Origin of the sequence: Flexivirga oryzae, from assembly GCF_014190805.1 — a bacterium.
GTDB classification, from domain to species: Bacteria; Actinomycetota; Actinomycetes; order Actinomycetales; family Dermatophilaceae; genus Flexivirga; species Flexivirga oryzae.
Genome location: NZ_JACHVQ010000001.1, coordinates 2,709,185 through 2,721,755 on the forward strand (window position 1 = coordinate 2,709,185; position 12,571 = coordinate 2,721,755).

The window sequence follows — 12,571 nt, forward strand, 5'->3', positions numbered from 1 at the left end:
GCAACCGACTCGATCCATCACATTCGCCCCACGCAGCTCGGCTGACTCATAAGCTGTCGCGGGTGTGCGACTGCCCCCTCCTCCCGCAACGAAGGCGATGAGCCAGTACGAAGGTCGGCATCGACCGACCGCACCGATCCGCCCGCAGGGGCGACACCGAGCCGATCCGCCGAAGTCGCGTCGGGCGGTTCCGGCCGGCGTCGCCGTGGTCGCGACCGTCGGCGGCGCCGTGGTCGCGGGCGTGACACCCGTACCTCTCGGGGCGCGCAACCTGGCCCTCGACCCGGGGCCCCACGAGAAGTTCACACCCGGCGTCGCGGGCGCGCCCTCGGTGAAACGGCAACTGCTCGGCAGCGCATCCCGCGATGACACCCGCGCCCCGCTCGCTCCGGCTGATGCACCCTCGAAGCTAGCCGACTCGAAGGCGAAGACAGCCAAGCGGTCGCCGAAACCGACTGTCACGCATCAGAACCCGTGGACCTGCGCGGTCGCGGGCTGTGCCGGGAGCATGGACTCCGGCTTCGGGGCACGCCTGTCACCGGGCGGAATCGGCTCGACGTACCACCTGGGCGACGACTTCGCGATCCCGTGGGGCACCCCGTTGCGCGCGATGCACGTCGGCACGGTGGTGTCGACCGGGTGGGTGCCCGGCTTCGGCATCCACGTCACGATCGACTACGGCGACGGCATCCAGATCACCTACGGTCACCTGTCGAGCGTCGCGGTGGCGCCGGGCCAGTCGGTGGCGCGCGGTCAGCAGGTGGGCTACTCCGGCAACACCGGCGTGTCGACCGGGCCGCACCTACACCTGGAGATCCACCTGAACGGCACACCGATCGATCCGACACCCTGGTTGCAGGCCCGCGGCGTCTTCTGAGCCGGGCTGCGGCCGGGTCAGGTCCCAGCCGGCCGGAGCGCGTCCAACTCGACCGTGCCACGCCAGGCCGGGCCGACCGAGCCGCGATGCGGTGCACTGGCGAAGGTGCAGCCCGTCAGCTGCGCGTCGACCACCTCGAAGTCGGACCGGTCGGCATACCGGAAGAAGATCCAGGCCGCCGAGCCGTCGTCGTTCGGACACGCATAGGTGCCCTTCCTGACAACGGAGTTGCGGACATCCGTCGCCAACGAGCTTGCTTGGGCCTCGGTCAGTTTCGCCACCACGACGTGGCACCTGCTGGCATTCGAGCCCGGAAGCCAGTAGACGACCGCTCCCGTCGGGTGCGGATCGGCGGTGACGAGGCCACCCCGACCGTCCGCCACCGACGGGGACCAGACCGGCGGGTCGCAGTAACCGTGCAACCGGTGTGCCGTCGGCGGAGCAGGAAGGCGGGACACGGTTTGAACGGAACGTCGGTTGTCCTGGTAGTGGACGAACCACAGCACGCCGGCGAGCACCAGCAACAAGCATCCGAGGATGGCGGCGCTGCTCACCGCACCACGCGGAATCGACCGACGCACGTCCACCACCCCTCGAAGCAGGACCCACCTCAAGGAAAGCACCGGGTGAGCGAGCGTCGACGCCGATTCCTGCGATCGACACCAATTCGATGCGGGAGCCGACCCGACGTCAGAGTTTCTCGACCGGCGCGTAACGCAGCAGGAGCCGCTTGACCCCGATGTCCCCGCCGAAGTCGATGTGCGCCATGGCGCGCTCGCCCTGGCCCTCGACGCGGATGACGGAGCCGAGACCGAAGGTGTCGTGGGTGACGCGATCGCCCGAATCCAGTGAGATGACAGGGCGATTGCCGGGGCTGCGGACCCCGGGACGAGCGGCGAGGCGGGCGACGGCCGGTGTGGAGGAGGGCCGGGTCGCCGTCGTCGTCACCCGCTGCCAGTCGATCAGACCCGACGGGATCTCACTGAGGAAACGGGACGGCGGGTTGTACTGCGGGGCGCCCCACGCCGAGCGGACCTCGGCACGCGAGATGTGCAGCCGTTCCCGCGCGCGGGTGATGCCGACGTAGGCGAGCCGGCGCTCCTCCTCGAGCTCCTTCGGGTCGCCGAGTGCCCGCAGGTGCGGGAACGTCCCGTCCTCCATACCGGTGAGGAACACCACCGGGAACTCCAGTCCCTTGGCGGTGTGCAGCGTCATCAGGGTGACCACGCCGACGTCCTCGCCCTCCTCATCGGGGATCTCGTCGGTGTCGGCGACGAGGGACACCTGCTCCAGGAAGTCCTCCAGCGACCCACCGGGATAGTTCTCGTCGAACTCCTTCGACACCGCGATGAGCTCGTGGAGGTTCTCGACCCTGGTCTCGTCCTGCGGATCGGCGCTCTGCCGCAACTCGGCCAGGTAGCCGGACTGGTCGAGGATCGCCTCGAGCAGGTCCCCCACTCCGGTCTCCTCGGCCTCGTGCACCTTGCGCAGCGACTCCAGCAGCGCGGTGAACGCGTTGATGCAGGTCACCGAGCGGGTGGCGATGCCCGGTGCGTCGCCGGCTCGCCCGAGGGCGGCGATGAACGGGATCCGCTCGCGCTCGGCGAGCGCCGAGACGCACGCCTCGGCGCGGTCACCGATGCCCCGTTTGGGCACGTTGAGGATGCGGCGCAGGTTGACCGTGTCGGCCGGGTTGGACACGACCCGCAGGTAGGCGAGCGCGTCCTTGACCTCGCGCCGTTCGTAGAAGCGGGTGCCTCCGACCACCTTGTAGGGCAGGCCGACACGCACGAAAACCTCTTCCAACGCGCGGGATTGGGCGTTGGTGCGGTAGAAGACGGCGACGTCCTTGGGCTTGACGCCGTGCTCGTCGCCGAGCTGGTCGATGGTGCGTGCCACGAAGGCCGCCTCATCGTGTTCGGAGTCTCCGACATACCCCACGATCGGTGCGCCGTCACCGGACTCCGACCACAGCTTCTTGGGCCGGCGGCTCTCGTTCTTGGCGATGACGGCGTTGGCGGCCTGCAGGATGTTCTGGGTGGAGCGGTAGTTCTGCTCCAGCAGGATGGTGTGCGCGTCGGGGTAGTCCTGCTCGAACTCCACGATGTTGCGGATGGTCGCGCCGCGGAAGGCGTAGATGGACTGGTCGGCGTCACCCACCACGCACAGCTCCGCAGGGGGCACTTCGCCCAGCGCAGGATCCGAAACAGCTGCGCCGACAAGCTCTTTGACGAGCTGGTACTGCGCGTGGTTGGTGTCCTGGTATTCGTCGACCAGCACGTGCCGGAACCGCCTGCGATAGTGCTCGGCGACGTCGGGGAACGCCTGCAGGATGTTGACGGTCATCATGATCAGGTCGTCGAAATCGAGCGCGTTGGCCTGCCGCAGCCGTCGTTGGTACGACGAGTAGGCCTCCGCGAGCGCGCGCTCCTGCGGGGTGCCTTCGACCACCTGCGAGGCGTAGGTCTCCTCGTCGATCAGCTCGTTCTTGAGGTTGCTGACCTGGTGGCTGAACGACCGCGGCGGGAAGCGCTTCGGGTCGAGATCCAGGTCGCGCATCACCAGCGCCATCATCCGCTGGCTGTCGGCCGCGTCGTAGATCGAGAAGGTCGACTTCAGCCCGACCTTGCCGGCCTCACGCCGCAGGATCCGCACGCAGGCTGAGTGGAAGGTCGACACCCACATGGTCCGCGCCACCGGACCGACGAGGGCCTCGACCCGCTCGCGCATCTCCGCGGCCGCCTTGTTGGTGAAGGTGATGGCGAGGATCTGACCGGGTTGTACGTGGCGTGCGGCCATCAGGTAGGCGATGCGGTGCGTCAGCACCCGTGTCTTTCCCGAGCCGGCCCCCGCGACGATCAGCAGCGGCGGGCCTTCGTGCAGCACGGCTTCCCGCTGCTGCGGATTGAGCCCGGCAACCAGGCTCTCCGGGTCACGCATCGACGGTGCCGCGGGCTTCTCGACATCCCGGACCGCGTCCTTGCTGAGGCTTGCCCAGGTGGGTACGCCCCGCTCGTCGACGTCTGTCGGAACCGTCGCCGAGGCGGCGTCGGGCGGGAATCCGGGCAGGGGGAGGTCGTCGAAAAGGCTGCTCATCTTGAACGCAAGCCTACTTGGACGCACTGACGCGACCGGAGCCGCTCACGCCTGCTTCGGCGGCAGGCCGCGGGCGAAGTCGAGGCCGCGCGCCACCCATTCGGCGAGCCCGTCGTCGTCCAACTGCTCCTCGGCGACGCGCAGCCAGCCGTTCATCGTGCGTCCGCCCATCACCATCCGTGAGACTCCTTCCGCCCGCAGCAGCTCCTCGCTGTCCTCCGGGTCGACGCGGACCATCAGCCCGCCGTTGCGGGAAGCGGCGACCGCCAGGTGTCCACCCGTGAGGAAGGCCACTCCCCCGAACATCCGCTTGTCGGTCACGTCCAGGTCGTCCGCCACGAGCTCGCGGATCCGGTCGACCAACACCCCGTCGTACGCCATGACGACGATTGTCGCCGGTGGCACCGACGGGCGTCACCCTTTCGGGCAGGCCCCGGCGGGCGCCACGGCTGCGGGGCAGGCCGGCGCGAGCGCCGCCCGACGGGCCGCTCGCACGCCGAGCAGCGCCGCGGCGACGACCAGGGCGACATCGAGGGCGCCATACCCGACCAGGGTGGGGCGCAGTCCCCAGTCCTGCGCTGCGAGCCCCGCGATCACCGCCGGGAGGCTGAACGCCGTGTAGCCGAGGACGTAGGTCGCGGCGAAGGTCCGGGCGCGCCCGTCCGCAGGGGTCACCGCACCGATCGCCGAGACGGCCGCCTGGAAAGTGACACCGAACCCGACGCCGGCGATCACCGAGCCGATGACGTACACGGCGACCGACGGGAGGAGCACCCCGACCACGGTGACCACGACGCCACCGCCGAGCGAGGCCAGGCCCAGCGGTCGCCTCGCCTGCTGCGGCACGGTGTGGATCACCAGCAGCGCCAGACCGGCCGGTGCGAAGAAGCTCGCCAGCACGATCCCGACGAGGAAGTGGTCCGTGACGCCGAGCAGCCGCGCGACCGCGGACGAACCCAACGAGAGGTACAGCCCGCCGAGCGCCCAGGTGGCGACCAGCGCCGGCGCCCAGGTGACGAACGTCGACCGCGCAGGGTCGGCCACCCCGACACTCGGCCGTAGGGCGCTGCGTATGGCGCGCCGGTCCGTCCCGCGGCGCGATGGCTCCGGGGCGAACAGCACTGCGCCCGCCAGCAGCAGGTAGCACACCAGCAGCAACCAGAAGACGAGTTGCCGCGGCGCCGGCGCGTGCTGCACCAGACCGCCGGCGATGGCCGCACCGAGCGCGAGGCCGACGCCGGGCGCACCTCCGGTCACCACGGACCCGATGTGCGGACTCGGCTGCAGGTCGAGGATCAGTGCGCTGACCGCACCGGTGATCGCTCCCGTCGCAACCCCCTGCACGATGCGAGCGAGAACCAGCTCCCCCACCCCTGAAGCGTGCGCGAACACGATCATGGCGACCGCGAGCAGGACGAGACCGCCGACGAGCATCGGGCGCCGGCCGATGTGGTCCGCGAGCGAGCCGACGGTCAGCAGGGTGACGAGCAGCGCCACGACATACACGGCGAAGATGATCGTGAGCGTGAACGACGAGAAACCCCAGAGCTGTTGGTAGATCGGATAGAGCGGGGACGGTGCCGCGGCACCGATCATCAGGCCGGTCATGGCGAGCCCTGCGACGGTGAAGCCGACGGGGCGGGACAGTCGGTACGACATGGATGCCTCACTAATTGCAAATTTCATTGCTTTTAGCGGCTCAGCGTACGCCGCGCTCGACTTAATGCCAAACGAATTGCAATAATTCCCGTATGTCGACGAAATCCACCCCCGTGAAGCGCCGCCCCGGCGGTCGCAGCGCGCGCGTGCAGGACGCCGTCTACAGCGCGGTCGGTGAGCTGATGGCGACCAAGCGACCCGACCAGATCACCGTTCCGATGGTCGCGGAACTGGCCGGAGTCAATCCGACGAGCGTCTACCGGCGCTGGGGCGATGTCGACGCACTGCTCGAAGAGGTCGCGGTCGCGGTGTTCACCCGCGAGGACGAGAAGTTGCCGGACACCGGGTCGCTCTCCGGCGATCTCGGCGCGTGGGCCGGAAGCATCGCCGAGGACATCGTGCGCCCGCACCGCACCCGCTACCTGCGGGCCATGGTCAACGCTCGCGACGGCGTGCTGGCCAGCGGTTGTCCGTGCTGGAACGCGCGCCGCGAACAACTCGCCGAGATGATCAGCCGGGCACGCACCCGGGGCGAGGAGGCGCCGTCGGTCGAGCAGGTGCTCGATCACGTGATCGCGCCGCTCTATCACCACGTCGTCTTCGCGATGCCGATCGACAGGACGTATGCCGAGCGGCTCGTGGCTGACGTGCTGTCGATGCGTCAGCGCGAAAGGGTCTGAGCCCGCTCCCGATTCGCGGGCACCGTCACCACAACTGCTCAACGTGCTCGGCCCAGCCGAAGACGCCGGGCACGTCATACGACTGATCGTCCGCAGCCGTGACGGTGCCGGACCACGCGCCGAAGCACTGCCAGGTCCGCGAGCGGATGATCCGCAGGTCGGTGGCGGCGTGGCGGACGTGTTCGACCGTCAGGGTCAGGTCGACGCCCGGGCCGCTGACCCGCCAGGGCACCCGCCAGTCTCCTCGGTCATAGCTCCAGGCGAGCTCGCCGAGTTTGGTGAGACGGCCGTCGATCAACAGCGCGTTCTCCGTGGCGCCGGTGCCGTCGGTCCAGGTGCCGCCGACCTGTATGCCGATGTCGTGACCGTCGGCCCGTCCGGACCCGGCGCCCCAGTTCCAGGTGATCGACCGGGGCCAGCGCCCCCGGCCGTGGTCCTGGGTCGCCCAGGAGTTGCCCTCCGGCAGCCGATGCTCGACGCCGTCGATGCGCACGGACCCGGTGGCCGGCCGGGCGACGTCCTTCACGGTGTATTGGAAGAGCCGATCGGTCCAGGGCACGACGACCCCGAGACGCTCGTGCGGGTCCGGCAGGGCCGCTCTGATGTCGACCTCGACCCGGGCGCTACTCGCCTGCAGGTGGGTGCCGCCGGGTTGCGGAGTGACGGTGAGGTCCAGTCCTCTGGTGCGCAGGGTGGCCGGTCCGGCGTCCAACGTGCCCGGCAGTTTCACGCCGCGGCCGAAGGGCGTGATGGCGTCCTGGTTGATCTCGTTGCCGGTCGCGCGGTCGAGCACCCAGGGGTTGCCGACACCCGCATAATCGATGTCCGAAACCGTCATGGCCACAACATGATTCGGCGTGGTGACCGCCCAGTACTCCCACCGCTTGTTGCGTCCGCGACCCACCCGTCCGCGCCCGATGCGGTCGGTGTTGTGCAGTGGCTCGGAGGTCCAGCCGACGGCTGCGGGGTTGAGGCGCCCGGCAGCGTCGGTGAGCGAGCTGGGCGAGGTGATCCGCGGGCTCGGGCGTGGCGTGGCCATGCCGGGATGATGGCAGATCGGGCCGGACGGGCCGACTAGTCGTCGGCGATCTCGTCGCCGTCGTCTTGGCAGCGGTCGTCGTCGGTTTCCCAGTCGTCGGATGCCCAGTCGTCTGGTGTCGGGTCGGTGCCTGGTTGATGGTCGGTGTCGGTGTTGGTGTCGCTGCCTGGTTCGTGTCGGCGTTTCTCGCGGTCTTGCTTGTCCTGTTGGTGTCGTTGGAGTTCTTGGTCGCGTTGGGACAGGTTGTGGTCCCAGATGATGGTCATCAGGGTGTGTTCGGGGTGGGAGTCGGTGGGTGGTGGCATGCCTGGTGGTGCCGGTGGCCTGCTGGCTGCGGTGAGCCCGCCGATCGTGGTGCTCGTGTGTCCGGCGTGGCCGGTGACCTGGTAGTCGGGGTGTTCTTTGGCGTAGTTACACCGGGCGCACAGTCCTTGCCCGTTGCGCTCACTGGTGGCGCCACCGTCGGTGTGCCTGGTGACGTGGTCGGTGTGCCGCACCGGAGCCGAGCACCAGGGCGTGCGGCAGGTCTGGTCGCGGAACAGGATCAGCCGGGCCAGCAACCCCGGGTAGCGGCGGGCACGAGAGTCCATGCCGATGATGTCACCGGTGCCGGGGTGGGTGAACAACCGGCGTAGCCGCGGACCGGTCGGGTCCCCGGTGGCCACCCATTCACGCACCAGGTCCGCCGGGACCGGCCCGTACCCGGGCACGTGCGCGGGCGTGTCGCCCAGCAGCGTGTCCAGGGGCATGAGCAGGTTCACCGTCACCCCGAACACCTCGTGCGCTTTCGCCCTGCCGGTGACGCGTTCGACCAGGGTGTCGGCCATCACCTGCCCCCGGTGCACACTGCCGGGGTCTGCCCCGGCGTCGGCGGCGGCTTCACGCGCTGTGGTGACGGCGTCTTCCAGGGCGGTCATGCAGGCCAGGGCGTCCTTGACCGGTAACAGGGCGGTCAGGTAGGCCATGGTGTCGCCGGCGGGTCGCAGGCTCACCCCACGCCGGGCCTGGGCGGCGCGGCGGCGGGCCGCGACCGCCTCGGCGGCCACCAGCATCGCTTGCTCCTTCGCCAGGGCGGCCAGGCGGGTGCTGGCGGCGGTGCCGAGGTGGTCGCGGATCCCGGCGTCGACGCCGGATTGTTGGTCACCGGTCAGGCCGGTGGTTTCCCGCACGATCCGGGTCGCGTCCCACTCACTGATGACCCCGGCGGCCAGCGCGGCCAGGGTGTGCGGCATGTGCCCCACCAGTGCGTGCGCGAGGTGGACGAACGCGGCACCTTGGTGTGGGGTGCACCGGCGGGCGAACCCGACCTGCGAGCCGACCACCCGGGTCGTGTCCGCCGGGTCGATCCCGCGCGGGACGTCCCGGGCGGCTTGGGCGTCGTGCACTGCCACGACCGCTCGCGCCTGCCGGGCGGTGATCGCGTTGCGTAACTCGTCCAGGACCCGTAACTCTTCCACCAGGGCTTCCACGTCGGCGCCGTCACCGGCGGTCAGGGGCGTGTCGAGGCGGTCGTGGAAGGCGCGCACCGCGGTCACGTCCAGTACGCCGCCGGCGCCTGGTCCGTTGTCCCGCGGTTCCTCGTCCATGTGTTCGAGTATGTCACGAATAGTACTGCAGCACAATGCTTTTCGCTGAGTATTGTTATCCACATCCCCTGCAAAACCGGCTCGTCGTCCACAGGTCACGCCAGGGGGATGTGGATCGGCGAGGGAGCCGTCACTCTCGCGGGGGTTGGGAAACGGGAAACTCGGTCGCTCGGTCAGCCGAGGGTGTGACAGGATCCCCGGATGGTCAACCACGCGACCGCCGACCGGATCCGCCTGATAGCACCCACCACCGAGCTCCACGATGCGTTTCTGGACTGCGCATTCGAGTTCGGCGACGGACACCGGGACGGCTTCGCGACCGACTCGATCAGCGATGACGACCTGGTGGATCCGGAACGGTTCGCTGCCTGGGTTGCTCTCCGAGCCTCCTACGCCGACGAGGCGACCGAGCTTCCGCCGGACCGGGTGCACGACACGCTCTCCTGGATCGTCGACGAGCGCGACCCCGAACGGATCCTCGGCTCGATCTCCTGCCGCCATCGGCTCAACGACTTCCTGCTCAATGTCGGTGGCCACATCGGCTACGGCGTCCGCCCCTCGGCCCGCCGCCGCGGGGTGGCAACGGCCGCGCTCCGGCTCGCTCTCGAACAGGCGAAAACCCTTGGACTGCAACGCGTCCTGGTCACGTGCAAGAACGACAACATAGCCTCGGCACGCACCATCGAGCGCAACGGCGGTGTCCTCGAGGACGTTCGTGAGAGCCCGGACCACGGCACGGTGCGCCGATATTGGATCGACCTCGCCCAGGGCGACTGATCAGCCTCACCCTGCGGTGCGGCGCACTGCGTAACGCAGGTCGACGCGTTGGCCGACCTGTCGCACCTCGACGAGCGACAACCGGTCGGAGGTGATGCGTCGCGGCAGCAGCGGTGCACCGCCGCCGAGCGCGACCGGGACCATGTTCAGGCGGATCTCGTCCAGGGCGCCGGCGTCGTCGAACGCCCCCACCAGCTCTCCACCGCCGACCAGCCACACGGCCCGGGTGCCCGCCGCCGCGCGCAGCGCGCCCAGGTGGTCCGTGACGTCACCAGAGACGAAGCGAATGTCCGTGTCCGGAACGGGCGGCAGATCGCGATGTGTGAACACAAACGTCGGCCGGTCGCCGTACCACCCGTGCCACTTCTCCGGGTGCTCCAGCACCGCCTCGTGCTCGAGCACCCAGGAATACGTCGTCGCACCCATCGCGAGCACACCGACACTGTCGATGAAATCGGGGATGGTCGAATCGGACTCGACCGCAGGCACATCGAACAGCCATTGCAGTGAGTTGTCGGCGTCGGCGATGTATCCGTCGATCGAACAGGCGGTCAGATACGTGAAGTCGGCCATCCCGGAAACAGTAGTGGCGACTGCCGACGCGTTCCCTATGACCGAAACCTCAGGAGTGATCCACGACGACCGCCGCGTGGTCGCTCCATCGCTCGCTGTATGACGCCGCACGGCCGATCAGGTGCGCATCGATCCGGGAGGCGAGGGACGGCGAGTCCAGCACGTAGTCGATCCGCCAGCCGCTGTCGTTGTCGAACGCCTTCCCCCGCCAGGACCACCAGGTGTACGGGCCGTCGACGTCGCCGGCCCGCTCCCGCACGACGTCCACCCACCCGGTCTCGAACCACGTCGTCAGGTGCTTCTGCTCCTCGGGCAGGAAACCCGCCTTGCCGCGATTTCCCTTCCAATTCTTGAGATCTCGCGGCGTATGACAGATGTTGAAGTCGCCGGTGACCACCGCGTCACGGTCGAGCAACTGCGCCATACGCGCCCCCATCGCCTCCAGGAAGGCGAACTTCTCGTCCTGCTTCGACGTACCCGCCTCGCCGGTGTGGACGTATGCCGACACCACCGTGATCGACGCGTCGCCGACGGCGACGGTCGCTTCGACCCACCGTCCGGCATCCTCGAAACCCGGCAGCCCGACGACGATCCCGGTGATCGGGTGCGGCGACAGCACGGCCACGCCGGCCCGCCCCGCGGCAGCGGCGGGGGCGTGCGCGACCTCCCAGGCCTCGAACACCGTGCCCCTCACGGCCGCGGTCAGTTGCTCCCCCGACGCCCGAACCTCCTGCAAGGCCAGAACGTCCGCGTCCTGCGCCGCCAGCCACTCGAGGCCACCACGACGGGCGGCGGCACGGATCCCGTTGACATTCGCTGACACAACTCGCACCCGAAGACTCTCTCATTCTCGCCCCCTGTCTCGATACACCTCCCCCGCTGCGCCCCTCCGGCACTCGACTCGCATGATTGGATCGAACCATGGCCCTGCACACCGCCCTGACGCATCTCTTCGACGCCCGACTGGCCGAGGCACAGCGCACCAGCAGGGCGCCGTCGGCAGCGGCCGCCGTGATCGGGAACGGAGAGATCGTCTGGTCCGGCGCCGCCGGCCGCACGAACGGCCGCCCCGATGGCGAAACAGCAACCACCGCAACGCAATACCGCATCGGATCGATCACCAAGACATTCACCGCGGTGCTCACCCTGCGACTGGTGGAAGACGGCCTGGTCACCCTCACCGACCCGGTCGCACAACACCTGCCCGAGCTCGCCGACCGGCTCCCCGGTGTCCGGGTCAGTGAGCTGCTGACCCACGGGGCGGGACTGCCGGCCGAGACCGAAGGAGCCTGGTGGGAGCGCAGCCAGGGGCGCACCTGGGACGAGTTGCAGCCGAGCATCCGGCTCATCCACCGGCCGGGTCGCCGCTTCCACTACAGCAACGTCGGTTTCGCGGTCGCGGGCGAGCTGGTGGCCCGGTTGCGGGACAGCACCTGGTGGGACCGGCTGCAGGTCGAGGTCCTGGAGCCGCTCAGGCTGCGCGACACGACCTACGCGCCCACCGCCGCCGCCGCTCCCGGCCTGGCCGTGCACCCCTACGCGGACCTGCTGCACGACGAGCCCGCGACCGACACGTTCGCCATGGCACCCGCCGGGCAGTTGTGGTCCACGGTGCACGACCTGGCGGTCTTCGCGAAGTTCCTCGCCCGCGGCGACCGGCGCGTGCTCTCGGACGAGCTGCGCACCGAGATGCAGATCCCCGCACTGATCAACGACGACCCCGGCGCGTCATACACCCGCGCCTACGGCTTCGGGCTCGACATCATCAACCACGGCGGCCAGCGTTTCATCGGCCACGGCGGCTCGATGCCGGGCCACCAGTCGGCGCTGCGCATCGACCCCGAGACCGGCGACGGCGCCGTCCAGTTGGTCAACAGCACCGCCGGCCTGGACCTGGACAATCTGCAACTCGTGCACGCACTACGCGAGCGCGCACCGCGCATCGGCTCGGCGTGGACCGCCGACCCGGCCCACACGGAAGCGGCAGACATCGTCGGCACCTGGTTCTGGGGTCCACGGCCGCACCTGCTGACCCGGGAGGGGTCCGGGTTGCGGCTGGCTCCGCTCGGCGGCGGCCGCGGCTCCCGCTTCGCGCCGGATGCCGACGGCGGCTGGATCGGGCTCGACGAGTACTTCGCCGGCGAACGCCTCACGGTGCACCGCGACGCGGGCAGCGCACCGGCATACCTCGACCTGGGTAGCTTCCGCTTCGCGCGCACGCCGTACGATCCTGCGGGAGACATTCCGGGTGGCGCCGGAACCGGCTGGCGCTGACCGACGTTAG

At 69.4% G+C, this 12,571-nt stretch carries 12 protein-coding genes; 4 read left to right on the forward strand and 8 right to left on the reverse strand.

Features of this window, described 5'->3' with window-relative positions; genetic code table 11:
- Nucleotides 1–97: 97 nt before the first annotated feature.
- Nucleotides 98–877 carry a M23 family metallopeptidase gene (locus FHU39_RS12755; protein ID WP_183320733.1) on the forward strand — a complete coding sequence of 260 codons (780 nt, stop codon included), beginning with the start codon at nucleotides 98–100 and terminating at the stop codon, nucleotides 875–877.
- 17 nt (nucleotides 878–894) lie between these two features.
- Here FHU39_RS12755 and FHU39_RS12760 read toward each other — a convergent pair whose 3' ends face one another.
- The 4 genes from FHU39_RS12760 to FHU39_RS12775 all read right to left on the reverse strand — a co-directional run bounded on the left by FHU39_RS12760 (nucleotide 895) and on the right by FHU39_RS12775 (nucleotide 5,632).
- The gene (locus FHU39_RS12760; RefSeq protein ID WP_183320734.1) at nucleotides 895–1,458 is read right to left on the reverse strand and encodes a hypothetical protein; all 564 of its coding nucleotides are present in this window, start codon (nucleotides 1,456–1,458) and stop codon (nucleotides 895–897) included.
- Between the two features lie 109 nt (nucleotides 1,459–1,567).
- On the reverse strand, nucleotides 1,568–3,973 hold the full coding sequence (gene pcrA / locus FHU39_RS12765; RefSeq protein WP_183320735.1) for a DNA helicase PcrA: 2,406 nt from the start codon (nucleotides 3,971–3,973) through the stop codon (nucleotides 1,568–1,570).
- Between the two features lie 45 nt (nucleotides 3,974–4,018).
- The gene (locus tag FHU39_RS12770) at nucleotides 4,019–4,354 is read right to left on the reverse strand and encodes a TfoX/Sxy family protein (RefSeq protein WP_183320736.1); all 336 of its coding nucleotides are present in this window, start codon (nucleotides 4,352–4,354) and stop codon (nucleotides 4,019–4,021) included.
- A gap of 33 nt (nucleotides 4,355–4,387) precedes the next feature.
- Nucleotides 4,388–5,632 (reverse strand): MFS transporter, encoded by a 1,245-nt coding sequence (locus FHU39_RS12775; RefSeq protein ID WP_183320737.1) that lies wholly within the window; start codon nucleotides 5,630–5,632, stop codon nucleotides 4,388–4,390.
- A gap of 92 nt (nucleotides 5,633–5,724) precedes the next feature.
- On the opposite strand from FHU39_RS12775, the gene FHU39_RS12780 reads away from it, so the two are divergent.
- On the forward strand, nucleotides 5,725–6,312 hold the full coding sequence (locus FHU39_RS12780) for a TetR/AcrR family transcriptional regulator (RefSeq protein ID WP_183320738.1): 588 nt from the start codon (nucleotides 5,725–5,727) through the stop codon (nucleotides 6,310–6,312).
- Between the two features lie 25 nt (nucleotides 6,313–6,337).
- Here the strand turns inward: FHU39_RS12780 and FHU39_RS12785 are convergent, their stop codons facing one another.
- Together FHU39_RS12785 and FHU39_RS12790 are read right to left on the reverse strand one after the other, a co-directional pair.
- Nucleotides 6,338–7,351 carry a DUF2804 domain-containing protein gene (locus FHU39_RS12785; protein WP_183320739.1) on the reverse strand — a complete coding sequence of 338 codons (1,014 nt, stop codon included), beginning with the start codon at nucleotides 7,349–7,351 and terminating at the stop codon, nucleotides 6,338–6,340.
- A gap of 35 nt (nucleotides 7,352–7,386) precedes the next feature.
- On the reverse strand, nucleotides 7,387–8,937 hold the full coding sequence (locus FHU39_RS12790; RefSeq protein WP_183320740.1) for an HNH endonuclease: 1,551 nt from the start codon (nucleotides 8,935–8,937) through the stop codon (nucleotides 7,387–7,389).
- Between the two features lie 201 nt (nucleotides 8,938–9,138).
- Here FHU39_RS12790 and FHU39_RS12795 point away from each other — a divergent pair, with 201 nt between their 5' ends.
- Nucleotides 9,139–9,714: a GNAT family N-acetyltransferase gene (locus FHU39_RS12795; RefSeq protein ID WP_183320741.1), complete on the forward strand. Its 576-nt coding sequence runs from the start codon at nucleotides 9,139–9,141 to the stop codon at nucleotides 9,712–9,714.
- Nucleotides 9,715–9,720: 6 nt separating this feature from the next.
- Here FHU39_RS12795 and FHU39_RS12800 read toward each other — a convergent pair whose 3' ends face one another.
- Both FHU39_RS12800 and FHU39_RS12805 read right to left on the reverse strand, forming a co-directional pair.
- The gene (locus FHU39_RS12800) at nucleotides 9,721–10,287 is read right to left on the reverse strand and encodes a dihydrofolate reductase family protein (RefSeq protein ID WP_183320742.1); all 567 of its coding nucleotides are present in this window, start codon (nucleotides 10,285–10,287) and stop codon (nucleotides 9,721–9,723) included.
- 49 nt (nucleotides 10,288–10,336) lie between these two features.
- On the reverse strand, nucleotides 10,337–11,119 hold the full coding sequence (locus FHU39_RS12805; RefSeq protein ID WP_183320743.1) for an exodeoxyribonuclease III: 783 nt from the start codon (nucleotides 11,117–11,119) through the stop codon (nucleotides 10,337–10,339).
- Nucleotides 11,120–11,208: 89 nt separating this feature from the next.
- On the opposite strand from FHU39_RS12805, the gene FHU39_RS12810 reads away from it, so the two are divergent.
- The gene (locus tag FHU39_RS12810) at nucleotides 11,209–12,561 is read left to right on the forward strand and encodes a serine hydrolase domain-containing protein (protein ID WP_183320744.1); all 1,353 of its coding nucleotides are present in this window, start codon (nucleotides 11,209–11,211) and stop codon (nucleotides 12,559–12,561) included.
- The last annotated feature ends 10 nt before the right edge of the window (nucleotides 12,562–12,571 follow it).